23 protein-coding genes are annotated in these 24,756 nt (G+C 69.0%); 12 read left to right on the top strand and 11 right to left on the bottom strand.

Features of this window, described 5'->3' with window-relative positions; all coding sequences use genetic code 11:
- Nucleotides 1-104 precede the first annotated feature (104 nt).
- From AC0680_RS03660 to AC0680_RS03650, 3 genes are all read right to left on the bottom strand, one after another.
- The gene (locus AC0680_RS03660) at nucleotides 105-1,364 is read right to left on the bottom strand and encodes an MFS transporter (protein WP_478624615.1); all 1,260 of its coding nucleotides are present in this window, start codon (nucleotides 1,362-1,364) and stop codon (nucleotides 105-107) included.
- 78 nt (nucleotides 1,365-1,442) lie between these two features.
- A complete protein-coding gene (locus AC0680_RS03655; RefSeq protein WP_478624614.1) occupies nucleotides 1,443-2,525 on the bottom strand; it encodes an inositol-3-phosphate synthase in 1,083 nt (360 codons plus the stop codon).
- A 46-nt stretch (nucleotides 2,526-2,571) separates the two neighbouring features.
- The gene (locus tag AC0680_RS03650) at nucleotides 2,572-3,252 is read right to left on the bottom strand and encodes a PadR family transcriptional regulator (protein ID WP_478624612.1); all 681 of its coding nucleotides are present in this window, start codon (nucleotides 3,250-3,252) and stop codon (nucleotides 2,572-2,574) included.
- 361 nt (nucleotides 3,253-3,613) lie between these two features.
- Between AC0680_RS03650 and AC0680_RS03645 the strand changes: the two genes are divergently transcribed.
- Nucleotides 3,614-6,274: a transglycosylase domain-containing protein gene (locus AC0680_RS03645; protein WP_478624610.1), complete on the top strand. Its 2,661-nt coding sequence runs from the start codon at nucleotides 3,614-3,616 to the stop codon at nucleotides 6,272-6,274.
- A gap of 160 nt (nucleotides 6,275-6,434) precedes the next feature.
- Nucleotides 6,435-7,916 (top strand): glycosyltransferase family 87 protein, encoded by a 1,482-nt coding sequence (locus AC0680_RS03640; protein WP_478624608.1) that lies wholly within the window; start codon nucleotides 6,435-6,437, stop codon nucleotides 7,914-7,916.
- Nucleotides 7,917-8,006: 90 nt separating this feature from the next.
- Here AC0680_RS03640 and AC0680_RS03635 read toward each other — a convergent pair whose 3' ends face one another.
- The 3 genes from AC0680_RS03635 to AC0680_RS03625 form a co-directional block, all read right to left on the bottom strand.
- Nucleotides 8,007-9,038, bottom strand: a complete 1,032-nt coding sequence (locus AC0680_RS03635; protein ID WP_467657933.1) for an alanine racemase — start codon at nucleotides 9,036-9,038, stop codon at nucleotides 8,007-8,009.
- A gap of 79 nt (nucleotides 9,039-9,117) precedes the next feature.
- Nucleotides 9,118-10,239, bottom strand: coding sequence for a lipid II:glycine glycyltransferase FemX (locus AC0680_RS03630; protein WP_478624607.1), 1,122 nt, complete (start codon nucleotides 10,237-10,239; stop codon nucleotides 9,118-9,120).
- Between the two features lie 138 nt (nucleotides 10,240-10,377).
- Nucleotides 10,378-10,683, bottom strand: a complete 306-nt coding sequence (locus AC0680_RS03625; protein WP_478624606.1) for a hypothetical protein — start codon at nucleotides 10,681-10,683, stop codon at nucleotides 10,378-10,380.
- 229 nt (nucleotides 10,684-10,912) lie between these two features.
- Here AC0680_RS03625 and rpsF point away from each other — a divergent pair, with 229 nt between their 5' ends.
- The 4 genes from rpsF to rplI all read left to right on the top strand — a co-directional run bounded on the left by rpsF (nucleotide 10,913) and on the right by rplI (nucleotide 12,682).
- Nucleotides 10,913-11,203, top strand: a complete 291-nt coding sequence (gene rpsF, locus AC0680_RS03620) for a 30S ribosomal protein S6 (RefSeq protein ID WP_006604399.1) — start codon at nucleotides 10,913-10,915, stop codon at nucleotides 11,201-11,203.
- Between the two features lie 82 nt (nucleotides 11,204-11,285).
- Nucleotides 11,286-11,873 carry a single-stranded DNA-binding protein gene (locus AC0680_RS03615; RefSeq protein WP_384424252.1) on the top strand — a complete coding sequence of 196 codons (588 nt, stop codon included), beginning with the start codon at nucleotides 11,286-11,288 and terminating at the stop codon, nucleotides 11,871-11,873.
- A 107-nt stretch (nucleotides 11,874-11,980) separates the two neighbouring features.
- The gene (gene rpsR, locus AC0680_RS03610; RefSeq protein ID WP_003978893.1) at nucleotides 11,981-12,217 is read left to right on the top strand and encodes a 30S ribosomal protein S18; all 237 of its coding nucleotides are present in this window, start codon (nucleotides 11,981-11,983) and stop codon (nucleotides 12,215-12,217) included.
- Between the two features lie 18 nt (nucleotides 12,218-12,235).
- The gene (rplI, locus tag AC0680_RS03605; RefSeq protein WP_393485791.1) at nucleotides 12,236-12,682 is read left to right on the top strand and encodes a 50S ribosomal protein L9; all 447 of its coding nucleotides are present in this window, start codon (nucleotides 12,236-12,238) and stop codon (nucleotides 12,680-12,682) included.
- 78 nt (nucleotides 12,683-12,760) lie between these two features.
- On the opposite strand, the gene AC0680_RS03600 is transcribed toward rplI, so the two are convergent.
- Both AC0680_RS03600 and AC0680_RS03595 read right to left on the bottom strand, forming a co-directional pair.
- Nucleotides 12,761-13,624 carry a trypsin-like serine peptidase gene (locus AC0680_RS03600; RefSeq protein ID WP_478624604.1) on the bottom strand — a complete coding sequence of 288 codons (864 nt, stop codon included), beginning with the start codon at nucleotides 13,622-13,624 and terminating at the stop codon, nucleotides 12,761-12,763.
- Between the two features lie 41 nt (nucleotides 13,625-13,665).
- A complete protein-coding gene (locus tag AC0680_RS03595; protein ID WP_478624602.1) occupies nucleotides 13,666-15,003 on the bottom strand; it encodes an MATE family efflux transporter in 1,338 nt (445 codons plus the stop codon).
- A 476-nt stretch (nucleotides 15,004-15,479) separates the two neighbouring features.
- On the opposite strand from AC0680_RS03595, the gene dnaB reads away from it, so the two are divergent.
- On the top strand, nucleotides 15,480-16,937 hold the full coding sequence (gene dnaB / locus AC0680_RS03590) for a replicative DNA helicase (protein WP_384424621.1): 1,458 nt from the start codon (nucleotides 15,480-15,482) through the stop codon (nucleotides 16,935-16,937).
- 115 nt (nucleotides 16,938-17,052) lie between these two features.
- Here dnaB and AC0680_RS03585 read toward each other — a convergent pair whose 3' ends face one another.
- Complete coding sequence (locus AC0680_RS03585; protein WP_478624601.1) at nucleotides 17,053-17,778, bottom strand: dienelactone hydrolase family protein; 726 nt, start codon at nucleotides 17,776-17,778, stop codon at nucleotides 17,053-17,055.
- Nucleotides 17,779-18,050: 272 nt separating this feature from the next.
- Here AC0680_RS03585 and AC0680_RS03580 point away from each other — a divergent pair, with 272 nt between their 5' ends.
- Nucleotides 18,051-18,389, top strand: coding sequence for a cyclic-phosphate processing receiver domain-containing protein (locus tag AC0680_RS03580; protein ID WP_478624600.1), 339 nt, complete (start codon nucleotides 18,051-18,053; stop codon nucleotides 18,387-18,389).
- A gap of 30 nt (nucleotides 18,390-18,419) precedes the next feature.
- Here AC0680_RS03580 and AC0680_RS03575 read toward each other — a convergent pair whose 3' ends face one another.
- Both AC0680_RS03575 and AC0680_RS03570 read right to left on the bottom strand, forming a co-directional pair.
- The gene (locus AC0680_RS03575; protein WP_478624598.1) at nucleotides 18,420-18,842 is read right to left on the bottom strand and encodes a hypothetical protein; all 423 of its coding nucleotides are present in this window, start codon (nucleotides 18,840-18,842) and stop codon (nucleotides 18,420-18,422) included.
- Nucleotides 18,843-18,976: 134 nt separating this feature from the next.
- Nucleotides 18,977-19,222, bottom strand: a complete 246-nt coding sequence (locus tag AC0680_RS03570; protein WP_384424260.1) for a hypothetical protein — start codon at nucleotides 19,220-19,222, stop codon at nucleotides 18,977-18,979.
- A gap of 395 nt (nucleotides 19,223-19,617) precedes the next feature.
- On the opposite strand from AC0680_RS03570, the gene AC0680_RS03565 reads away from it, so the two are divergent.
- The 4 genes from AC0680_RS03565 (at nucleotide 19,618) to AC0680_RS03550 (ending at nucleotide 24,426) form a co-directional block, all read left to right on the top strand.
- Complete coding sequence (locus tag AC0680_RS03565; RefSeq protein ID WP_478624597.1) at nucleotides 19,618-20,841, top strand: MerR family transcriptional regulator; 1,224 nt, start codon at nucleotides 19,618-19,620, stop codon at nucleotides 20,839-20,841.
- Between the two features lie 30 nt (nucleotides 20,842-20,871).
- A complete protein-coding gene (locus AC0680_RS03560; RefSeq protein WP_478625069.1) occupies nucleotides 20,872-21,582 on the top strand; it encodes a hypothetical protein in 711 nt (236 codons plus the stop codon).
- Nucleotides 21,583-21,702: 120 nt separating this feature from the next.
- Nucleotides 21,703-23,166: a serine hydrolase domain-containing protein gene (locus AC0680_RS03555; protein WP_478624596.1), complete on the top strand. Its 1,464-nt coding sequence runs from the start codon at nucleotides 21,703-21,705 to the stop codon at nucleotides 23,164-23,166.
- A 123-nt stretch (nucleotides 23,167-23,289) separates the two neighbouring features.
- Nucleotides 23,290-24,426 (top strand): pyridoxal-phosphate-dependent aminotransferase family protein, encoded by a 1,137-nt coding sequence (locus AC0680_RS03550; protein ID WP_478625068.1) that lies wholly within the window; start codon nucleotides 23,290-23,292, stop codon nucleotides 24,424-24,426.
- The last annotated feature ends 330 nt before the right edge of the window (nucleotides 24,427-24,756 follow it).

The following is a 24,756-nucleotide window of genomic DNA, read 5'->3' as shown; positions in this document are numbered from 1 at the left end:
TCCCCCGAAGTTTGATGTGTACAGGCTCGTGTAGGACGCCCGTAAGGTATCGGGTCCGTGCCACGGCTGCTGGGCCCGGTCGCCGGCGTGCGGGGAAGCGGTGCCTAATCGCTCCTCAAGCGCACCACTGCCGCGGCGACGAGTGCGTAGATCACGGTCACCATGAGGAGCAGGACGGTGGACCTGCCGTCCGGCGGCAGTATGAGGGCGGCGACCGCGGCGGCACCGACGAAGGCGACGTTGAACAGCACGTCGTAGATGGCGAAGATCCGGCCGCGGAACGCATCGTCGACCGTCGACTGGACGACCGTGTCCGTGGAGATCTTGGTTCCCTGTGTGCCGAGACCGAGCACGAAGGCGGCGGCCAGCATCGGCCCCGGCGTGAAGAACAGGCCGAGCGCCGGCACCAGCACCGCGCCCATGGCGGCACAGCAGGCAATCCAGCCGAACGCGCTGAAGCGCGCCACCGCCCATGGAGTGACGACGGCGGCCATGAAGAAGCCCGCGCCCGATACCAAGACGGTGATCCCGAGCAGAGCCAGGCCCTCGGATTCGGTCTCGGCCCAGGAGTACCGGCACAGCATCAGCACCATGACCGTCAGCGCTCCGTAGCAGAAGCGGATGAGGGTCATCGCGGCCAGCGCACGGGCCGGGGTGCGTCGCTCGGCGAGATGACGCAACCCCTCCGCGAGACCTCGTACGGTGCTCAGCAGGGCTTCTCGCAGGTGCGGTTGGAGGTCGGTGAGATCGGGGCCGAGCAGCTGTGGCGTCATGCGCAGCGCGGTGAGCGCCGAGCAGAAGTAGAGGGCCGCGGCCAGCAGCACGACGAACGCGTCCACGTCCGAGCCGGCCAGCCGGACCGCGAAGGCGAGTCCGCCGCCCGCCGTCGCGGCGAGCGTGCCGGCCGTGGGGGCAAGGGAGTTGGCCATGACCAGCTGTTGTCCGCCGTCGACGACCCGGGGTAGCGCGGCCGAGAGCCCGGCCAGGACGAAGCGGTTCACGGCGGTCACCGACAGGGCCGAGGCGTAGAAGAGCCAGTCGGGGACGTCCGACACGATCAGCGCGGCCGTCGCCATGGCCAGCAGTGTGCGCAGCAGATTGCCGTAGAGCAGGACCTGGCGGCGCCGCCAGCGGTCGAGCAGCACGCCGGTGAACGGCCCGAGGAGCGAGTACGGCAGCAGCAGGATCGCCATGGCGGAGGCGATGGCCGCGGGTGAGGTCTGCTTCTCGGGTGAGAAGACGACGTAGGTGGCGAGCGCGACCTGGAAGACCCCGTCGGCAGCCTGGGACAGAAGCCGTGCGGCAAGGAGCGAACGGAAGTCACGTAGCCGGAGTAATACGCGGAGATCGCGCACAGCATGCATGAGGCACAGCCTCACACAGCCCGCAGGCCCCCGGGTGGAATACCCGGAGGCCTGCGGAGCAAGGTCACGGAGGGCGCGTCAGCGCTCGACCTCACCGTTGATGAACTTCTCGACGTTCTCCCGCGCTTCGTCGTCGAAGTACTGCACCGGCGGCGACTTCATGAAGTACGAGGACGCGGAGAGGATCGGGCCGCCGATGCCGCGGTCCTTGGCGATCTTCGCGGCGCGCAGCGCGTCGATGATGACGCCCGCGGAGTTGGGGGAGTCCCAGACCTCGAGCTTGTACTCGAGGTTCAGCGGGACGTCGCCGAAGGCGCGGCCCTCGAGGCGGACGTAGGCCCACTTGCGGTCGTCCAGCCACGCCACGAAGTCCGAGGGGCCGATGTGGACGTTGTCCTCGCCCAGCTCACGGTCCCGGATCTGGGAGGTGACGGCCTGCGTCTTGGAGATCTTCTTGGACTCCAGGCGCTCGCGCTCGAGCATGTTCTTGAAGTCCATGTTGCCGCCGACGTTCAGCTGCATCGTGCGGTCCAGGATGACGCCCCGGTCCTCGAAGAGCTTGGCCATCACGCGGTGCGTGATCGTGGCGCCGACCTGCGACTTGATGTCGTCACCGACGATCGGGACACCGGCCTCGGTGAACTTGTCCGCCCACTCCTTGGTGCCGGCGATGAAGACCGGAAGGGCGTTGACGAACCCGACCTTGGCGTCGATGGCGCACTGGGCGTAGTACTTCGCGGCGTCCTCGGAGCCGACAGGGAGGTAGCAGACCAGGACGTCGACCTGCTTGTCCTTGAGGACCTGGACGATGTCGACCGGGGCCTCGGGGGACTCCTCGATGGTCTGGCGGTAGTACTTGCCCAGGCCGTCGAGGGTGTGGCCGCGCTGGACCTGCACGCCGGTGTTCGGCACGTCGCAGATCTTGATGGTGTTGTTCTCGCTGGCGCCGATGGCGTCCGCGAGGTCGAGGCCGACCTTCTTGGCGTCTACGTCGAAGGCCGCCACGAACTCGATGTCACGCACGTGGTAGTCGCCGAACTGCACGTGCATGAGGCCGGGCACGCGGCTCTTCGGGTCGGCGTCCTTGTAGTACTCGACGCCCTGTACCAGCGAGGCGGCGCAGTTGCCCACGCCGACGATGGCTACGCGAACCGAACCCATTCCGGTTGCTCCCTGTGTTCTCGATGAGGACCTGCACAGCAGAGCCTCATGTGGTGGTGTCATCGGACGGATCCGGCCGGGAACCACCCCGGTGCCGGGGCAGGCCGCCCGTATCTCCTGACTGGTTCTTCATGTCATGCGCTGCGGGACCCGGTGCGCGCTGATCGCGCCCGGCGCGCTCACTCTCGATGAGCTCGTTCAACCAACGGACTTCGCGCTCCACGGATTCCATGCCGTGGCGTTGCAGTTCGAGGGTGTAGTCGTCCAGCCGCTCTTGGGATCTGGCCAACGAGGTGCGCATCTTCTCAAGGCGCTCCTCCAGCCGGCTGCGGCGGCCTTCCAGCACCCGCATCCGCACGTCCCGCGACGTCTGGCCGAAGAATGCGAAGCGGACGCCGAAGTGCTCGTCCTCCCACGCATCCGGTCCGGAGTGGGCGAGCAACTCCTCGAAGTGCTCTTTGCCCGATGCGGTCAATCGGTAGACGATCTTGGCTCGGCGCCCTGTCAGAGCCGCGGCGGGGACCCCCTCCGGAGCGTCGTCCGTCTCCTCGGCGATCCAGCCGCTCGCGACCAGTGCCTTGAGGCACGGGTAGAGGGTGCCGTAGCTGAACGCACGGAACACCCCGAGTGAGGTGTTGAGCCGTTTTCGCAGCTCGTAGCCGTGCATCGGGGACTCACGGAGCAGGCCGAGGACGGCGAACTCGAGGATGCCGGAACGTCTGGTCATCCTCCGCCTCCTCGGCCCGATGCGTTCTTTATCTCGTGCTGATGTATCGACTCGATACATCCAGACGATAGAACGGGCATCGGAGGGGGACAAGGGGGGAGGTGGTGAACGGCGTCACATCACCGATTCGTGCGATGCAACCTGACTGATTTGGAGTGAATTTCAACACTGGGCAGGTTTTGGCCGTGCGTAGTCTGTGCGGCATGCAGACTGCCGGGAACCGTGGGCCGATATCTGGCGTCCCCGTCCTCGGTGTATTGCGGCTCGTGCCTTTGGCGTGGGCCGTGCATCGGGGGGACCTGAAGACAACTGCCGCCTTCAGGCGACGAGATAGCGCGCCTGCCCGAGGAGTATTCGTTCCATGAGCGAGCACCGTCGCAAACCGCCACAGCCGCAGAGTGGCGGACGTGCCGCGGCCCGACGCGCCGCACAAGAGTCATCGGGGCGCCGTGGCGCCCGTTCGCGTGGCTCCGCTGCCGGTCCTGCCCCCTACGGTGACCCCTCCGGGCACGAGTCGCGGACGGGCGGTCGGGCCGAGGCCCGCAGGGCCGCCCAGCGCGGCGGCCGCCGGAGGGGGTCCGACGCCTCGGCGGCGGGCTCCGGTGCCGGCGGCCATGGCGGTGGAGGCCGCCGTGGCGGTGGTGGCGGTGGCCCCGAGGGCGGCCGCGGCCGCGGGCGTGGCGACGGGCGGCCCGCCAAGCGGCGTCTGATCGACTACCCGCGCGCCAACAAGGTCGGCTGGCGGCGCTTTGTGCCGTCGTGGAAGCAGGTCACCAGCCTGTGCATCGGTTTCGCCGGTCTGATCGTGGGCGTATCCGGCGTCGCGCTGGCCCTGGTGAGCGTGCCGAACGAGAGTGACGCCGCCAAGTCGCAGAACAACGTCTACCTCTGGGCCAATGGCGACGTCATGGCTCGCGACGGTAAGACCAACCGGCAGAACATCGACATAAAAGACATCCCGCCGTCCATGCAGAATGCAGCGATCGCGGCGGAGAACGCCTCCTTCCGGACGGACTCCGGAGTGGACCCGATGGGTATCGCGCGTGCCGTGTTCAACATGGCCAGGGGCGGCGAGACCCAGGGTGGCTCGACCATCACTCAGCAGTACGTCAAGAACGCCATGCTGAACCAGCAGCAGACCTTCGATCGCAAGTTCAAGGAGCTGTTCATCGCGATCAAGGTCGGCTGGCGGATGGACAAGCCGAAGATCCTGCAGGGGTATCTGAACACCAGCTACTACGGTCGCGGTGCCTACGGGATCCAGGCAGCGGCCCAGGCGTACTACGGCAAGAACGCCGACAAGCTGAAGCCGGACGAGGGTGCCTTCCTGGCGACCGTGCTCAAGGGCGCCGACCTGTACGACCCGGCGGGTGGCACCGGCCCGGGAGCCACCCGGGAGGCGAACACCAAGCGCGCCATCGCGCGGTGGAAGTGGATCCTCGACCGGGAGGTCGAGAACGGCCTCATGTCGAAGTCGGAGCGGGCCGAGTACACGAAGTTCCCCAAGCCCATCACCCCCAAGCCGGTGGCCAGCAAGAGCGGCCAGATCGGCTATCTGATGGACACCGCCAAGAAGTACGTGCTGAAGCACGGGGACATCAGCGAGGCCCAGTTCGACAAGGGCGGCTACACGATCCGGACGACCTTCGACAAGAAGAAGACCGGTCAGCTCGCTGACGCCGTCAAGAAGGTCCACAAGCGGTACATCAACCCCAAGGAGCGCGAGAAGGACAAGTACGTCCAGTTCGGTGGTGCTTCCGTGGTGCCGGGGGACGGCAAGATCGTCGCCCTGTACGGCGGTGAGGGCTATGACAAGGGCCACTTCAGCAACAACGCCGACACCTTCGGCGTCCCGGTCGGCTCGACCTGGAAGCCGTTCGTGCTCGCGGCGGCGATGAAGTACGGCGTGCCCGCGACCGAGCCCCAGGGGCTCTCGCCCCTCAGCCGGTACAACGGCAACGACCATCTCAAGGTGAAGAAGGCGGACGGCACCTACGTCCTCAAGCGGGACAACTCGCCCTTCTACCAGGAGAACGAGAGCGCCCACCGCTGGGGCTACATCTCCTTGGTCAAGGCGATGGAGCAGTCCGTCAACACCCCGTTCGTGCAGCTCGGCATGGATGTCGGGATGGCGAAGGTCCGGGACATGGCGCAGGCCGCGGGCATCTCGCCGGCCAGCTTCGACAAGAACCTCAACCCGTCCTTCGCGCTGGGCACCTCCACACCGAGCGCGATCCGCATGGCCGACGCCTATGCGACGTTCGCCGCGTCGGGCACGAAGGTGGAGCCGTACTCCGTGACCAAGGTGACGTTCGAGGGCGAGGACCAGCCGGGCTTCGAGAAGCCCAGCCAGGAGACGGCGATGGACTCCAACATCGCCAACAACGTGACCAAGGTCCTGGAGAACGTCATCGACAACGGCACGGCGAAGGAAGCCAACCGGCTGAACATGCCGGCCGCGGGCAAGACCGGTACCACCGACGAGAACAAGTCGGCCTGGTTCGTCGGCTACACCAAGCAGCTCTCGACGGCCATCACGATGTTCCGCGAGGACGCGCAGAACCCGCGTCAGCTGTCCATGAACGGAGTCGGCGGCTTCGACTCGATTCACGGTGGTGCGCTGCCGACCGAGGTGTGGACCGAGTACATGCTGCAGGCGATGAACGGTGTCACCTCGGAGCCGTTCCCGGCTGCCATCCCGATCGGAGAGCGGGCGGACGAAGCAGGTATGCCGTCCCCGACGCCGACTCCCACCCCCTCGGACACCCCGTCGGAGACCCCGTCGGAGACTCCCACCGAGTCCGCTCCTCCGTCGGACAGCCCGAGCCCGACTCCGACCAAGCCCTGTTCTCCCTGGGACGTCAACTGCAACGACAACGGTGGGACGACCACCGGCGGACCGGGTGGTGACACCGGGGGCGAGACGAGCACTCCCACCGTGGACCCGGGTAGCAGTGGAGGCAATGGGAACGGCAACGGCGGAGGTAACGGAGGCTTGTTCGGTGGCCCGTCCGGCTCATAGGCACCGCGCCGACCGTTTCACGTGAAACATGGCGCCGACCGTTTCACGTGAAACAACGGTGACCGTTTCACGTGAAACATGAGCCGCGAAGCCCCTGCCCGGCTTGCCGGGACAGGGGCTTCGCCATGTTCTGCCCCTGGTCGTACGGCAGGATGGGGCTATGACGAGCGTGCGACAGGATGGGCCGGTACGGCCGACAAGGCGGGATGAGGTGGCGGCGGCCGGCAGCGAGCTGGTCGGAGGTCCGCTCGGCCGGCGCGCCCTGCTCGGTACGCACTGGCTGACACCGGTGCGGGTCGTCGCACTCGTCGCCATCGGGATGTTCGCGCTCGGCATGGTGCAGAAGCTGCCTTGCTACAACGGCGGCTGGTTCTTCGGGGCCACGAGCCAGTACACCCATGCCTGCTACTCCGACATCCCCCATCTCTATGCGGGGCGGGGCTTCGCCGACGGGCTGATCCCCTACTTCGACCGGCTGCCCGGCGATATGGAGTACCTCGAGTACCCGGTGCTCACCGGCGTCTTCATGGAGGTCGCCTCGTGGATGACACCGAACGCGGGGACGATCCAGTACCGCGAGCAGATCTACTGGCTGGTCAACGCCGGGATGCTGATGGTCTGCGCCGCCGTGATCGCGGTGTGCGTGGCCCGTACGCATCGGCGCCGTCCCTGGGACGGCCTGCTCGTCGCCCTGGCGCCCGCCTTCGCCCTCACTGCGACCATCAACTGGGACCTGCTGGCGATCGCCCTGACCGCCGGCGGGATGCTGATGTGGTCGCGCAGCCGCCCGCTGAAGGCAGGCATGCTGATCGGCCTGGCGACCGCGGCGAAGCTGTACCCGGTGCTGCTGCTGGGCCCGCTGCTGGTGCTGTGCTGGCGGGCGGGAGCCTGGCGCGCGTTCGGGAAGGCGGCGGCCGGAGCGGTGGGGGCCTGGCTGGTGGTGAACCTGCCGGTGATGATCACGCACGATGCGACGGGTTTCCACATCCGTGAGGGCTGGGCGAAGTTCTACACCTTCAGCCAGGAGCGGCCCATCGACTTCGGTTCGATCTGGTTGCTGATCTCGCAGCGCACCGGCAATCCGCTGGAGAACGCCAACACCTATGCCACGCTCCTGATGCTCCTGGGCTGTGCCGCCATCGGGGTGCTGACCCTCTACGCGCCTCGGCGGCCGCGGTTCGCCCAGCTCGCGTTCCTCGTCGTCGCGCTGTTCATCCTCACCAACAAGGTCTACTCGCCGCAGTACGTCCTGTGGCTGACCCCGCTCGCCGTGCTGGCCCGGCCGCGCTGGCGGGACTTCCTCGTCTGGCAGGCCTGCGAGGTCATGTACTTCCTGGGGATCTGGATGTACCTCGCCTACACCGGCAGCGGCGACAAGCACCAAGGTCTGCCGCCGGAGGGCTATCAGCTGGCCATCGCGCTGCACCTCCTGGGCACCCTCTACCTGTGCGCCGTGGTCGTACGGGACATTCTGATGCCGGAGCGCGACGTGGTCCGCAGGGACGGTGACGACGATCCGTCGGGCGGTGTCCTGGACCGCAGCCCCGATGTGTTCGTGCTCGGCAGGACGTACCACCCGCCTCGGCACGCGGTGCACTTCGAGGGGACGCCACGGGTGCGCTGGGGCGTCGTACGGGACTGATCCGGCGCCGGTGGTGCATGCACGGGGCCCGGTGCCGCAGAGGAGGTCTGCGGCACCGGGCCCTTGGTGTGCGGTGGAGTGCCGGCCGGTTCAGCGGTCCACGAGGCGGTCGAACTGAGTGGTGGTGTGCCGCAGATGGGCCACCAGCTCCTCGCCGACCTGCGGCTGCGGGGCGTCCCCCGGCACGAACAGGATCGACACCTGCATGTGCGGGGGCTCCGCGAACCAGCGCTGCTTTCCGGCCCAGACATACGGCGCGAGATTGCGGTTGACGGTCGCCAGGCCGGCCCGGGCCACGCCCTTGGCGCGCGGCATCACACCGTGCAGCGCCTTGGGAGACTCCAGGCCCACACCGTGCGAGGTGCCGCCCGCCACCACGACGAGGTAGCCGTCGGAGGCCGCCTTCTGCTGGCGGTAGCCGAAGCGCTCGCCCTTCGACACCCGGGTGACGTCGAGCACCGAGCCGCGGTACTCGGTGGCCTCGTGGTCGCCGAGCCACAGCCGCGTACCGATCCGCGCGCGGAAGCGGGTCTGCGGGAACTGCTGCTGGAGGCGGGCGAGTTCATCGGCCTTGAGGTGGCTGACGAACATGGTGTGCAGCGGGAGGCGGGCGGCGCGGAGCCGGTCCATCCAGCCGATGACCTCGTCGACAGCGTCGGAGCCGTCGGCGCGGTCCAGCGGCAGGTGGATCGCGAAGCCCTCGAGCCGGACGTCCTCGATGGCCGCGGCCAGCTTCGGCAGGTCCTCCGGCTTGACGCCATGGCGCTTCATGCTGCTCATGACCTCGATGACGACCCGGGCGCCGACCAGGCCGCCGACGCCCTCGACCGAGGAGACCGAGCGGATCGCCCGGTCGGGCAGCGGCACCGGCTCCTCGCCGTGCCGGAACGGGGTCAGGACGAGCAGGTCACCGCTGAAGAAGTCCTTGATGCGGGCCGCTTCGTAGGTCGTCCCGACCGCGAGGATGTCGGCGCCCAGGCGGGTCGCCTCGTCGGCGAGGCGCTCATGGCCGAAGCCGTAGCCGTTGCCTTTGCAGACCGGGACCAGACCGGGGAACTGCTGGAGAACGCTCTGCTGATGCGCCCGCCAGCGCGCGGTGTCGACGTAGAGGGTGAGCGCCATGGCCGGGGCCGGAACCTTTCTCGTAGCGGAGTGTCTCAGGGTACGAAACGGTGCGGGGGAGCTGCCGCCGGTGCGCAGGCTATCCGCGGAGCGACATCGCGATGTCGAACGCCTTCTGCAGGACCTTGCTGAGCGGGAAGTCCCACTCGCCGAGGTACTCCGCCGCCTGCCCACCCGTGCCGACCTTGAACTGGATCAGACCGAAGAGGTGGTCGTTCTCGTCCAGGGAGTCGCTGATGCCGCGGAGGTCGTAGACCGAGGCGTCGAGCTTGTAGGCGTCCTGCAGCATCTGCCACTGCATGGCGTTGGAGGGCCGGACCTCCCGGCCGATGTTGTCGGAGGCGCCGTAGGAGTACCAGACGTGCCCGCCGACGACCAGCATCGTCGCGGCCGACAGGTTCACGCCGTTGTGCCGCGCGAAGTACAGCCGCATGCGGTTGGGGTCCTCGGCGTTGAGCGCCTTCCACATGCGCTGGAAGTAGCCGAGGGGGCGCGGCGTGAACCGGTCGCGCTCCGCGGTGATCTCGTAGAGGCGCTGCCATTCGGCCAGATCGTCGTAGCCGCCCTGGACGACCTCGACGCCGGCCTTCTCGGCCTTCTTGATGTTCCGGCGCCACAGCTGGTTGAAGCCCTTGTGGACCTCTTCGAGGGAACGATTGGCCAGGGGCACCTGGAAGACATAGCGGGGCTGCACGTCGGCGAAGCCGGCGCCGTCCTCCTCACCCTGCTGCCAGCCCATACGGCGCAGCTGGTCGGCCACCTCGAAGGCGCGCGGCTCGATGTGCGTCGCCTCGACCTGGCGCAGGCGCTTGATGTCCGGGTCCTGGATGCCGGCCTTGATCGCTGCGGCGTCCCAGCGGCGGATGACGACCGGAGGACCCATCTTCACGGTGAAGGCGCCCTGCTTCTTGAGGTGCGCCAGCATCGGCTCGAGCCAGTCCTTGAGGTTCGGCGTGAACCAGTTGATGACCGGCCCCTCGGGCAGATACGCGAGGTAGCGCTTGACCTTGGGCACCTGGCGGTAGAGCACCAGGCCGGCACCGACCAGCTCGCCGCTCGCGTCGAACCAGCCCAGGCTCTCCGAACGCCATTCGGCCTTCACGTCCGCCCAGGCCGGAACCTGCATGTGGCTCGCCGCGGGCAGGCTCTGGATGTACGCCAGATGCTGCTCTCGGCTGATGGTCCTCAGGGTCAGGCTCATGCGGGGCGCTCCTCGGCAGGTGTGTCCCCATGGTCGGGGCTCCGGCTCTCGCGCCGAAGCCTACTGTGACCGGGGAGCGCCCCGTCTGGGCCGTACGGGCTGGGCCCCGTATGCCACACCGTGAGACGGCCGGGCGCCTCAGCCGATGAGTCCGCCGAACGCCACACCTAGGTAGAAACCGAAGGCGGAAGCGCCCAGCCCGATGATCAACAGGAAGCGTTCGCCTGTCGTCGACGAGATGAACTGGCCCCACAGGCCGGTGCCGATTCCGATCAGACCGACCCAGGAACTGACCAGGTGCAGACTGGGAGAGAGCGTGGTGAAGGCGGCGATCGCGCCGAGCACCAGGGTGACGAGGGCGAAGGTGTTCTCGACGGGATGCTCCTTGCCGTCGCTGTTGAGAAGCGAGAGCAGGTCGCGCTGGGTCCTAGCTGCCTGTGCCATGCGGCACCTCCGATGACAGGGCGGCGCACTGTAACGCCGCTCACACCCGTTGTGTTCCAGATTGAGGGGTGCACCGGCCGGATTTCAACCGGAAGGCTTCAGGCAGGTACTCTGTACGGTCTGCGCCCATGTCTGTCCGGATGACCGGCCGGGCTCGGCGCGGAAACGCATATGACCCTCCTGCCACGGAACGACCGTGGCCGCTGAGTCCAAAGGAGGTGGGTTCACCATGCGTCACTACGAGGTGATGGTCATCCTCGACCCCGATCTCGAGGAGCGCGCTGTCTCCCCGCTGATCGAGAACTTCCTCTCCGTCGTCCGCGAGGGCAACGGAAAGGTCGAGAAGGTCGACACCTGGGGCCGTCGTCGTCTCTCGTACGAGATCAAGAAGAAGCCCGAGGGCATCTACTCGGTCATCGACCTGCAGGCCGAGCCTGCGGTCGTCAAGGAGCTCGACCGTCAGATGAACCTGAACGAGTCGGTCCTCCGGACCAAGGTCCTCCGTCCCGAGACCCACTGAGCGCCTCAGCGTTCAGCGGTAACCGGGTCCGAGTAGCAGCAACACCAGCAGCCAGCAGCACACCCGCCGAGAGGTTCCCCTAATGGCAGGCGAGACCGTCATCACGGTTGTCGGCAATCTTGTCGACGACCCCGAGCTGCGCTTCACCCCGTCCGGTGCGGCGGTTGCGAAGTTCCGCGTCGCATCCACCCCCCGCACCTTCGACCGTCAGACCAATGAGTGGAAGGACGGCGAGAGCCTGTTCCTGACCTGCTCGGTGTGGCGTCAGGCGGCTGAGAACGTCGCCGAGTCCCTTACGCGGGGTACCCGCGTGGTCGTACAGGGCCGCCTCAAGCAGCGCTCGTACGAGGACCGCGAGGGCGTGAAGCGCACGGTCTACGAGCTCGACGTCGAGGAAGTGGGCGCGAGCCTCAAGAACGCCACGGCCAAGATCACCAAGACCAGCGGTCGCGGTGGCCAGGGCGGCGGCTTCGGCGGCGGTCAGCAGGGCGGTGGCCAGGGTGGCGGCGGCTGGGGCGGCGGCCCCGGCGGCGGCCAGCAGGGCGGCGGCGCTCCTGCCGACGACCCGTGGGCGACCAGCGGCCCTGCCGGCGGCGGCCAGCAGGGTGGCGGCGGCGGTGGCTGGGGCGGCAGCTCCGGCGGTGGCTACTCGGACGAGCCGCCCTTCTAGGTCTGGATCCGGCCCGACCGCGTTGTTTCACGTGAAACAACGCCGTGAAACGGCCGGGGGCCTTGAGGGCGTCAGCACAAACTTCTTGAACTCATTGGAGAGAGACAATGGCGAAGCCGCCTGCTCGCAAGCCTAAGAAGAAGGTTTGCGTGTTCTGCAAGGAGAAGATCTCCTACGTCGACTACAAGGACACGAACCTGCTGCGGAAGTTCATCTCCGACCGCGGCAAGATCCGTGCCCGCCGAGTAACCGGCAACTGCACTCAGCACCAGCGTGACGTCGCCACGGCCGTGAAGAACAGCCGTGAGATGGCGCTGCTGCCCTACACGTCCACCGCGCGATAAGGGAAGGGTGACCGACTCATGAAGATCATCCTCACCCACGAGGTCTCCGGCCTCGGCACCGCCGGCGACGTCGTTGACGTCAAGGACGGATACGCCCGCAACTACCTGGTCCCGCGCGGTTTCGCGATCCGCTGGACCAAGGGTGGCGAGAAGGACGTCGAGCAGATCCGCCGCGGTCGCAAGATCCGCGAGATCGCCACGATCGAGCAGGCCAACGAGGTCAAGGGCCAGCTCGAGGGCGTCAGCGTGAAGCTGGCCGTCCGTGCCGGCGACGCGGGCCGCCTGTTCGGCTCCGTCACCCCGGCCGACGTCGCTGCGGCGATCAAGGCCGCTGGTGGTCCGGACGTCGACAAGCGTCGTGTCGAGCTCGGCTCGCCGATCAAGACCCTGGGCGCGCACCAGGTCTCCGTGCGTCTGCACGCCGAGGTCGTTGCGAAGCTGGGCGTCGAGGTCGTCGCCGCCTGATCGCAGGACAACGCAGAAGGGCCGCACTCCGTCACCGGGGTGCGGCCCTTCGCCGTGCCGGGGCGCGAGCGGCCGGACTCAGTCCTCGTCCTGGGCGTGCTTGTACAGCTCGGCGATGTCGTCGTCGAAGTACGCCGCGTAGGAGACATCGTCCTCGTCGCCGCCGCCTTCATGGCCGCCCAGGACGCCGATGACCGTGCCGGTGTGGCTCTTGGGGTCGTAGTCGGCGAGCCAGGGGCTGCCGCTCGTACCGCCTTCGAAGTCGGTGCACTGGACGCGCATCTGGGTGTCGCTGTACTTCGTGGTGCGGTTCTGGCACGAGATCGGGGTGTTTCGGCTGGTGGGATAGCCGGTGATCTTGACCTCGTTGTCGAAGCCACGGTCTATGCCCAGGGTGTTCCCGCCCAGGACGTCCTGGATCTGCTCGCCGTCCTTCTTGTCGAGGATGAGGAAGGCGACGTCGAGGTCCTCGTCCTGCGACTTGGCCCAGCGGTCGTCGACGATCACCTTCCTGACCTTCCACAGACCCGAGGGCTCTTCGCCGTCGCGGTAGTCGGGAGCGAAGAGGAGATCGTCCACCGTGGAACCGGCGTCGGCGTCGAATGCGCAGTGCGCCGCCGTGATCAGCATGTTTCGGCCCGGGCTCTGCACCACACTCGCGGTGCAGAAGTGATCACCGGAGTCGTTCTTCTCGAAGACCACGCCGACCCGGGCGTTCTGCTCGGTGCGGCGCGGGGTGTACGCGTTGCCGATGTCGGCCGGAGCCGTCGCGGCGGGATCCTGGTCCTGGGGGTCCTGGCCCGCCTCGCCGGACTTGCCGAAGCTGCTGTGGCCGATGCCGCCGTGGGTATCGGACTCCTCCGCGGCGTAGCCCACCACGGCAGCGGCCATGACGACGACGAACGTCATGGGCAGCACGGACTTCCTGGCAAGCGAGCGCACCCCGTCATTATCGACATGCACTGTGTGTTGCGGGAGGTGGTTCAGCGGGAGGCCCCGATCACAATCCACCGGCCGGAGCGGGTGCGCAGCCAGAGCGTCGCCATACGGACGGCCATCATCAGCGCCATCGCCCACCACAGGGCGACCAGTCCGCCGCCGAAGGCCGGTACGGCGAGCGCAGCCGGCACGAACAGGGCCAGCGTCAGCACCATCGCCCAGGCGAGATACGGGCCGTCGCCCGCTCCCATCAGGACGCCGTCGAGTACGAAGACGATCCCGGCGACCGGCTGGGTCACGGCCACGACCAGGAGCGTGGTCAGCAGCGGGTCCCGCACGGCGGGGTCGGAGGTGAACAGCGGAATGAACACCGGACGGGCGAGCGCGACCAGCACACCGAGCACCAGGCCCGAGGCGATGCCCCACTGGACCATGCGGCGGCAGGCGGCCTGGGCGCCGTCGCGGTCCCCCGCGCCGAGAAAGCGACCTATGATGGCCTGCCCGGCGATGGCTATGGCGTCCAGCGCGAAGGCCAGCAGGGACCACAGCGTGAGCACGATCTGGTGGGCGGCGACCTCGGCGTCGCCGAGCCGGGCGGCGACGGCGGTGGCGATCATCAGCACAGCGCGCAGCGAGAGCGTACGGACCAGCAGCGGAACGCCGGCCTGGGCACAGGCGCGGATCCCCGCGGCGTCGGGGCGGAGCGAGGCCCCGTGCCGCCGGGCGCCGCGGATCACCACGGCGAGGTAGGCGGCAGCCATGGCGCACTGGGCGATGACGGTGCCCCAGGCGGATCCCGCGATGCCGAGGCCGGCGCCGTAGACCAGGGCGACATTGAGCGCGGCGTTGGCGGAGAAGCCGCCGAGGGCGACGTAGAGCGGGGTCTTGGTGTCCTGGAGGCCACGGAGCACGCCGGTGGCGGCCAGTACGACGAGCATCGCGGGTATGCCGAGCGCGCTGATGCGCAGATAGGCGATGGCGTGCGGGGCGGCGGTGGCCGAGGCGCCGAAGGCTTCGACGAGCCAGGGGGCGGTGGGCAGCACGGCCGCGACGACCCCCGCGCCGAGCAGCAGGGCGAGCCAGATGCCGTCCATGCCCTGGCGGATCGCCGCGGGGAGGTCGCCCGCGCCGACCCTGCGGGCGACCGCCGCGGTGGTGGCGTAGGCGAGGAAGACGAAGACGGCGACGGCGGTGGTCAGCAGGCCGGCGGCGACGCCGAGGCCGGCGAGCTGGGAGGTGCCGAGGTGGCCGATGACGGCGCTGTCGACCATGACGAAGAGGGGTTCCGCGACCAGTGAACCGAAGGCGGGCAGGGCCAGCGCGATGATCTCGCGGTCGTGGCGGCGGTCGGAGCGCCGCCGGGTCGCGGGAGCCTGTGTCATGGACTCAATCTAATCTTCCACAGGTAAGAGACGCAAACCCTTTGCAGTCCTTACTTTCCGTTGTGCGGAGCCTCCTCCTCCGTGCCGTTTGTCGCGATCTTGAACGGCTGGCGGAAGTTTTTCTCCCCCACAGCCTATGGATGAGAAAACTGCAGGTCAGAAGGGTGAGGGTGGGGTGATTGTGTGCTTGTCCACAGAAGTTTCCCCCGCGCCGTGCACAGGATCCGGGGACTTCTCCACAGCTGTGGGGCGGTCATCCACATGGCCTGTGGATAACCAGATTGGCGGACGGTGCCCACGGGCCTACCGTGGTCCGGCACCCGCCGCCTGTTCCGGCCTGAGACATCGTCCGAACTCGACGCGCCGTAACCGGAGTCGGGCGTCTCGATTGTCAGAGCTGTGCCGTATGAAAGAACAGCACAGCAAGGTCCGCGTCGCGGACGGGAGGAGGTGCCGGGGTGAGCATTCCCGAGCCCATGGAGGACCCCTGGGCGGACTCCGGTCCGAGCGACCGCCTGCCGGCTCCCCGCTCCCGCCGAGGCGACGGCAAGGGCCGCGGCCGCGGCGACAGACCGGACCGCGACGACGACGGCGGTTCCTGGGCCGGCGGCTTCGAGCGGGTCCCCCCGCAGGACCTGGACGCCGAGCAGTCCGTGCTCGGCGGCATGCTGCTGTCCAAGGACGCCATCGCGGACGTCGTCGAGGTCCTCAAGGGCGAGGACTTCTACCGCCCCGCCCATGAACTGGTCTTCCAGGCGATCCTCGACCTCTACGCCAAGGGTGAGCCGGCCGACCCGATCACCATCGCCGCCGAGCTGACCAAGCGCGGCGAGATCGGCCGGGTCGGCGGTGCCTCGTATCTGCACACCCTCGTCCAGTCCGTCCCGACGGCCGCGAACGCCGAGTACTACGCCGAGATCGTCCACGAGCGTGCCGTGCTCCGCCGGCTCGTCGAGGCCGGCACCCGTATCACGCAGATGGGATACGCCGCGGACGGCGATGTCGACGAGATCGTCAACAGCGCCCAGGCGGAGATCTACGCCGTCACCGAGCAGCGGACCAGCGAGGACTATCTGCCGCTCGGCGACATCATGGAGGGCGCTCTCGACGAGATCGAGGCGATCGGCTCACGCCAGGGCCAGATGACGGGCGTGCCGACGGGGTTCACCGACCTGGATTCGCTCACGAACGGTCTGCACCCGGGGCAGATGATCGTCATCGCGGCGCGTCCGGCCATGGGTAAGTCGACCCTCGCGCTGGACTTCGCGCGGGCCTGCTCGATCAAGAGCAATCTGCCGAGCGTGATCTTCTCCCTGGAAATGGGGCGCAACGAGATCGCGATGCGTCTGCTGTCCGCCGAGGCGCGGGTGGCGCTGCATCACATGCGCTCCGGCAGCATGACGGACGAGGACTGGACGCGGCTGGCCCGGCGGATGCCCGACGTCTCGGCCGCGCCCCTGTACATCGACGACTCGCCGAACCTGTCGATGATGGAGATCCGTGCCAAGTGCCGACGGCTCAAGCAGCGCAACGAGCTGAAGCTGGTGGTGATCGACTACCTCCAGCTGATGCAGTCCGGCGGTTCGAAGCGCGCCGAGAGCCGCCAGCAGGAGGTCTCGGACATGTCCCGAAACCTCAAGCTGCTGGCGAAGGAGCTGGAGCTCCCGGTCATCGCGCTCTCCCAGCTGAACCGTGGCCCCGAGCAGCGCACGGACAAGAAGCCGATGGTCTCCGACCTCCGTGAATCCGGTTCGATCGAGCAGGACGCCGACATGGTCATCCTGCTGCACCGCGAGGACGCGTACGAGAAGGAGTCCCCCCGCGCGGGCGAGGCCGACCTGATCGTGGCCAAGCACCGTAACGGCCCCACGGCCACGATCACGGTGGCGTTCCAGGGCCACTACTCGCGCTTCGTGGACATGGCACAGACCTGAGCGGACGCGCTGCGGGTTCTCAGGCTCCGTGTCGTTTTCGCCGTGCCGTTCTCTCCGCGGTCGGGCCGTGACGACGACAGTCGTGCCGTGACGACGGCAGTCCTGACGCTCCAACTCACTCCGTGACGGGCAGGCATTCGGCGAGCAGGCCGACGACGTCGCGCCAGGCTCGCTGCGCGTGCTGCGGGTGGTAGCCGACGCCGGGGGGCGCGGAGTGGTCGACGGGTGGGTGGTGGAAGGCGTGCAGGGCACCGCCGTAGACCGCGAGGCGCCAGTCGACGCCCGCGGCCTGCATCTCGGCGGCGAAGGCCTCCCGTTGCTCGGCGGGCATGATCGGGTCCTCCGATCCGACCCCGGCCCACACGGGGCAACGGATGCGCGCGGCTTCGCCCGGCCGGCCCGTGGTCAGTGCGTTGACCGTCCCGATCGCGCGCAGGTCGACGCCGTCGCGCCCGAGTTCCAGCAGGATGGCGCCCCCGGTGCCGTAGCCGACAGCGGCGATCCGGTCGGGGTCGGTCCGCGGTTCGGCGCGCAGTACATCGAGTGCCGCGTGGCCGATGTCCCGCATCCGGTCGGGGTCGGCGAGCAGCGGCATGCAACGGGCCAGCATCTCCTCGGGGTCGCCCAAATAGCGCCCGCCGTGGAGGTCGAATGCCAGCGCCACGTATCCCAGCTCGGCCAGGGCATCGGCTCGGCGGCGTTCGACGTCGCTGAGCCCCATCCCCTCGGGCCCGATCAGGACTGCGGGCCGGCGGTCGGCGCCGGCGGGGAGTGCGAGGTGCCCGATCATCGTCAGGCCGTCGGCCGGGTATTCGACCGTGCGCGTGGTGATCGTCGTCATGAGGCTGGACTGTAGTGATCGTCGAGCCCGGTCGGGCCGGTCTTCACCGTCGGCAGAAAAGCGCGGCGACACGACCTGTCAGGAGACGCAGGGGCGTTCGGCGATCGCCTTGCCGGACCCCGGGGGCGCGCCGTGGACACCGCCAACGGCCGGGGATCGGCGGCCGGTCCGCCCGAGGCAGCCAGGCCGTTTGAGAGCGCCGGTCATCGGTGCTCTCAGAACGACCTGGCACCCCGAGGTTCTCGCGGCCGCTCTCCTGTGATGATGACGAGGTGAATGAGGCCCCAGCCGCACCAACGCCCGTCATCCTCGGCATCGACGACCTGCGACCGCTCCCCGGAGCCACCCGGATCGCCCGCACCAGCCGCGAAGGCGTCCGGCTACTGCAGGAGTACCGCGACGCCTTCATCGGCGAACTCTGGCTCGATCACGATCTCGGCGGCGACGACAGCATCATGCCCGTGGTGACCCTGATGGAAGAAGCCGCCTTCAGCGGACGGCCCTTCCACATCGGCATGGTCTTCGTTCACAGTGCCAACCCCATCGGTGCCGAAACCGTCGTCCGGTCGCTCGGGCGCTGGAACTACCGAGTCCGGCGGGCAACGGCCTAGCGAATTCCCCACGGTGTGGGGGCGCCCGGGTCAGAGCAGCCGTCTGGCGATGAGCTGGACCAGGCCCTCCTCGTTGCGGTTGCGGGGGGCCGCCGGCTGCACTCGGACGTTCCGGTTGTCCTCCTTGAAGTGCTTGGAGGGCGGCACCTTGTTGGAGCAGTTCATGACGGGCCCGACCCTTGTGGTCTGTGGGGCCTCGTTCAGCAGGCCGATGCGGGGCAGCACCAGGACGTGCCGGGAGTTCGTCGAGCATTCGTGCGTCTGCCTGACGATGCGCTTGCCGTCCTTGTTGGTGTAGACGGACTGGCTCTTGTGCATGCAGGTGATGCCCTGTGCGGTACGGGTGCAGTCGCTGGGCGTTGCCGCGGCGTAGGCCTGGGTGGCACCGGCGCCGGTCACGGCGAGGCCGCTCAGGAGCACCGAGACGGCTGCGATCTTCTTTCGACTGAACATGTGCGGGGTTCCTTTGCGATCGATGCCGGGGCGTCATGCGCGGCGCACCGGATTGCGTCCAGGCCCTGATGCAGGCCGGGGAGGGGCCCCGGCGTCCGAGCCGGTGGCTCGGACGCCGGGACATGTGCCAGTTGTCAGCCGTTGCAGCCCATGCTCGAGCCGACCCCGCCGAACTGTCCGCCCGGGCCGCCCTCGCCGTTGAGCGCGTTGCCCAGCAGGCCGTTGAGGATCCCGACCTGGCCGAGGACGTCGACGTTCAGGTCGTGCGACCGGCACCAGTTACCGTGGCCGCCGCCCCGGGCGGAGGCCGTGCCGGCGCCGAGGAAGCTGACAGTGCCGAGGATGGCGGCCACGACGGCAGCCTTGTGAAGCTTGCGCATTTCTCCTCCATAGATTGACGGATGCGATCTGTGACAGATCCACTGCGTACAGTGACTGGGATGCTAATATGAAAAATGCCGCACCGCGCATCGGTACTGCCATCCGGGTTCTCGGGGGATCTGCCGGCGGTGGCGAGGGGGCTGGGCATCGGACGCCGGGGCTCCGCCCTGTGGGTGACAGAGCCAGTTGGCCACTCGGCGAACGGAATTGAGGGCGCCGCTCCTCAACGGAATTCCCAACTCCACGAGCTGGCAACGACATTGGGCGCAGGCGTGCAGGGTGAGATCCGCTGGTCGTAGCGGAGTCGGAGGCAACAGCGGTCCGCCAGGTGGAGCACCGCCGCCGCGGTATGGGCTTTGACCTTCAAGCTGGTTGAAGCTCCACAATCGCCTCCATGGACGACAGCGAAGAACTGCTGGGCATCGGCGCATTCGCGCGACGGGTAGGGCTGGCGCCGAGTGCTCTGCGGTTCTACGACGACTGCGGGATGCTGCGGCCGGCTCGGGTGGATGCCGTGACGGGCTACCGGCGCTATGCGGCCGGGCAGGCGGCGCGGGCGGTACGACTGCGGCGGTTGCGGGAGGCGGGGCTGCCGCTGGTGGATGCCGCAGTCGTGCTGGACGGGCGGGAGGAGGCGGCGCGGGGCGTGCTGCGGACACACCTGGAGCGGACGCGGCGGACGGCGGACGCGGCGCGGGCGGTGGTGGAGGGGCTTCTCCGGGAGGCTGTCGGCGACGGTCGGAGCTGGGCCAGGGCGCGGGTGGGCGGTGCCGAACTCGCCAGCGCGGTACGGCAGGTGGCGCCCGCGGCGGCGACCGGGGCGCCCCGGAAGGAGTACCCGCCGTTGGGCTGTGTGCTGCTGGAACTCGTCGACGGCGAGGTGCGGTTGGTGGCCACCGACCGCTATCGCCTGGCCGTGCGGGTGCTGCGGCCGGCGGAGTTCGAGGGCGGGCCGCGACAGATCCTGATCGGCGCGGAGACGGCGCGGCATCTGGCGGAGTGGGCCGTACGGCAGGTGACGGTCGATGTGGAGTGCGCGGACGACTGCGCGAACGACGGCGCGGGCGTCCGGTTTCGGGGCGAGGCGGACTGCCGAGAGGTGACGCAGAGCGCGGGTCGACGACAGGGCGGGGCCACACCCGAGGTGTTTCCGGACTACCGGCTGATGCTGGAAGGCCTGGAAGCCGGACGGCACCGCGTCATCGTCGACCGTTTGGCGCTACGGGACGCGGTGGCCGGACGGGCGGGGGTGGTGTCGTTGTCGACCGCTGCGGGGGACGACGCCGGGGACGGAGCAGGCGGCCGGCGCGAGAACGCTGTTTCACGTGAAACAGCGCCTGGGTCCACGGCCGAGCAGCCCGGGCTCATGGCCGAGCAGGCGTTGGAGGTATCGGGCGGAGGGTGTGAGCCTGTCCTGCTGCGGATGGTTCGTACGGGGCCTGGGCTGCGGATCGCCTTTGATCCGGCGGTACTTGTGCCCGCGCTGGAGGCCGGGGTGGGGCCCGATGTGCTGCTGGAGAGCGTTTCGGCCGACCGTCCTGTCGTGGTCCGCTCCGCCGACCAGGGAAGTTTCACCACGTTGGTGATGCCGGTGCGCGAGAACGAGGCCAAGGACTGACCGCTGGTGACTGCCGAGGGGAACGAGCCGATGGATCCGGAACTGCCTGTGGTGCGGTTGTGCGTGGAAGGGATGCAGGCCGAGGCGGAGGGAGACGCCGAGACGGCGCTCGGACTCTTCCAGCGAGCCTGGGACATCGCCGCTGATGACTATGAGGCGTGCATCGCCGCGCACTATCTCGCCCGGCACCAGACCCTGCCCGAAGAGACGCTGCGGTGGAACCAGGAGTGCCTGGCCCGGGCAGACCGGGTGGGCGACGAGCGGGTCCAGGGGTTCTATCCGTCGTTGTACGTGAACATCGGGCTCGCCTATCGAAAGCTCGGCCAACCGGCGCCGGCGCATGCGTACTTCCTGCGCGCCGCGGAACGGGTGAGGGACGCCCCCGAGGGGCAGTACGGCGACTGGAACCGGTTCGCGATCGCGGAGGGCCTGCGGGGTACGGCTTCTGCGCCGTCCGAGCAGGAGGCCGGGCAAGGCAGCGAAACCGGAGTGGACACGGCGCCATGGGCTCACGACGCCGTGGTCGACGCACGCGTCCGTGAGCTGCTGTCGCGGTGGTGTGAGCGGGCCGATCTCAAGGCACTGGGGCTGACGCTCCCGGCCTACCTCGGGTATCTCGGTACGGACGAGGACCGCATGCGGCTGCGTACCGCTCTGCACATGGTGCATGCGGCGCGCTGGCTGCCGGAGGAGGAACAGACCGAGCTGGGGAGCGTGCTCGGGGCACCGGTGCTGCGCTGATCAGTCGACGGGCGGTGGTGGGCGAACGGGGAACGGCTGAGCTGGATCGGCCGGGGCCGGACAGGCGAAGCTGTCCGCCTGAACTGATCGATTGCATCGGATCTGCCGTTGAGGAGCACCATGACCATCACCCAGTCCGCCGAGCCTCAAGGGCCGGGGGCGGAGGAGTCCGCGCCGGTCGGCCATGTGCCGGTGCCGGTCGACACCTGCGAAGCCTTTGTGGGGCTACTGCCCCAGACACGGCGGTCGCTGCTGCGGCGGCTGGCGATCGGGCAGGCGGAGGGGCGGGCGCCCTCGATGATGGGTGCGGTGGTCCGCGACGGCCGGGCGGTGTGGAGCGGAGCCAGGACTTCGGTGGAGGGCGAGGTGCCGCACGGCGATGTGCAGTACCGGATCGGTTCGCTCACCAAGTCCTTTGTCGCCGTGCTGGTGATGAGGCTCCGGGACGAGGAGCTGCTGCGGCTCGAGGACCCGGTCGGCAGGCATCTGGAGGGCACTCCGGCGCCCGACGCGACGATCGCTCAACTGCTGGCGCACAGCTCGGGGTTGGCGGCGGAGGCGAGGGCTCCCTGGTGGGAGCGGACCTCGGGCGAACTGCGACCGGAGCCGGCCGACCTGTTCGGTGACCGGCCGCAGCGACTCCCCGCCGGGCGGCGACATCACTACTCCAACCCCGGCTATGCGCTGCTGGGTGCGCTGGTCGAACGCCTTCGGGGCGGTACGCCGTGGGAAGAGGTGCTGCGGCGCGAGGTGCTGCAACCGCTGGGCATGGGCCGTACGACCCTGCAGCCGGAGATGCCGCACGCGGGCGGTTGGGCGGTGCATCCGTGGGCCGATGTGATGCTGCCGGAACCGGCTCACGACACCGGGTTGATGGGCCCGGCGGGGCAGCTGTGGTCCACGCTGGACGATCTGTGCCGGTGGGCGACGTTCCTGCTCATGGGCGATGAGCGGGTGCTGAGTGCGGCGAGTCTGGCCGAGATGCGGAGCCCGGCCGTGCCGCCGGAGGGGAGCGGGTGGGAGGCGGGGTACGGGCTGGGGCTTCAGCTGGTGCGCCGAGAAGGGCGGACGCTGGTGGGCCACAGCGGTTCGATGCCCGGCTTCCTGGCGGGGCTGTGGGCCGACGTCGAGGAGGACGTCGCCGGGATCGTGCTCGCCAACTGCACTTCCGGCCCGGCGGTTCCGGCGATCGCCGCGGATCTCACCGGGATCGTGATCGAGCACGAACCCCGGATTCCCGAGCCCTGGCGACCGCTGCCCGGCCCCCTGGACCCGGAGCTGCTGGCGCTGACCGGCCTCTGGTACTGGGGAGCGAACCCCCACACGCTGCGGCTGCGCACCGAGCGCGGACTTGAACTCGCTCCGCTGTCCCGGGCGGGTCGCGCCTCGCGGTTCCGGGCCGAGGCGGACGGCACCTGGACCGGACTGGACGGCTATTACGCGGGCGAGACCCTGCGAGTGGTGCGGGAGCCGGATGGTTCGGTCAGCCATCTGGATCTCGGCACCTTCGTCTTCACCCGCGGTCCGTACGAGCCGGCGGAGCCGGTGCCTGGGGGCGTGGATCCGGAGGGCTGGCGGGTGTGAGGCCCGTGCGCTGGGCGGGGAGGCCCGTGCGGTGAGGGCGTGGGCGTCGGGCCGTACAGTCGAGCGAGACGTCAGGAGCCGCGTCGAGGCGGCTCGCTACCGCTGGAAGGCCCTGTGACTGCCGTGTCTGACCCGACCGCGAACCCCGCCGCCCCGGACCTGCTCGACCTGCCTCCCCTCACCGCGTCCCACTTCGCGCGGATCGAGGACAAGGTCGCCGCGCTGATGCGCACCCGCTGCGATGTCGTGGCGATGCAGGGCGAGGCGCTGCTGCCCCTGGAAGCCTGTATCCGCTCGGCCGTGCGGCCCGGCAGCACGGCGCTCAACATCATCACCGGACCGTACGGGGAGACCTTCGGCGGCTGGCTGCGGTCCTGCGGCGCCGAGGTGATCACCATCAGTGCGCCGTTCACCGGTGCGGTGGCCCCGCAGCAGGTGGCGGATGCGCTGCGGAAGCACCCCGAGATCGACTTTGTGAGCCTGGTGCACGCCGAGGCCGCCACCGGCAACACCAACCCGGTCGGTGAGATCGGTGCGGTGGTGCGGGAGCACGGCGCGCTGTTCATGCTCGATGCGGTCGCGTCCGTGGGGGCCGAGCCGCTGCTGACCGACGAGTGGGGCGTGGACCTGTGCGTGATCGGCGGGCAGAAGGCGATGGCCGGCCCCGCCGGCGTGTCCGCGGTATCGGTCAGTGCCCGTGCGTGGGAGCGGATCGCCGCCAACGAACAGGCGCCGCGCCGCTCGTACCTCTCGCTGCTGGACTGGAAGGAGCGCTGGATCGACGGCGGCCGCGCCGCGCTGCCGCACGCTCCGGCGCAGCTGGAGATGCTCGCCCTGGAGCAGGCAGCCGACCGTATCGACGCCGAGGGGCTGGACGCGGTGATCATCCGGCACCGGGCGGCAGCCGCGGCTACCCGGGCCGGTGTGCGGGCGATGGGTGGGCTCGCCCCGTACGTCGTGCGCGACGAGGACGCGGCGCCAGCTGCGACGACACTCCGTGCGCCGGAGGGAACGGACGCCCGGGAGATCGTGACCGCTGCGCTCGCGGTGGACGCCGCGGTGCCGGTACAGGCCGCCGCGGGCACGCTGGCCAAGGAGATGATCCGGGTCAACCACTATGGCCGCGCGGCCGATCATGCGGTGGTCAGGGCCTCGCTGATGGCACTGGCGGGCGGGCTGCGTGCGTTGGGGGTGTCCGTGGACGCTGAGGGCGCCGCTGTGGCTGCGGGCGAGGCCTGGGACGAGGCCATCGGTAGCTGAAAGCATTGGTGGGGCCGTGTTTCACGTGAAACACGGCCCCACGTGTGTATGCGTAACGCGGCCGTGTGGAGGTGCAACGCGGCTTCGTTTCACGTGAAACGGGCCTCGGGCTCCCGCGGGGACGGCCACCTCGTTTCGCATAGCCCGAGGTCGCGGACGGCCTCCTTGGCGGTCGGGTATTTTGCCAAGGTCCTTATCCTGGGCCCGAGTTGGGCGCTGTCGACAGAGGTGTGTGGTCGAGGCGCGTGGTGGTCGAGGTGCGTACGCCCGGGGCGGTGGGAGCACGTCGACAGCCATGCGCCAGGTGGGCCCGGTGGCGGCCGGTAGCGG

The organism is Streptomyces sp. NPDC043738 (assembly GCF_056436545.1).
Note: the sequence above shows the minus strand (reverse complement) of the source record. Positions and strands in the feature narration are given on the sequence as shown.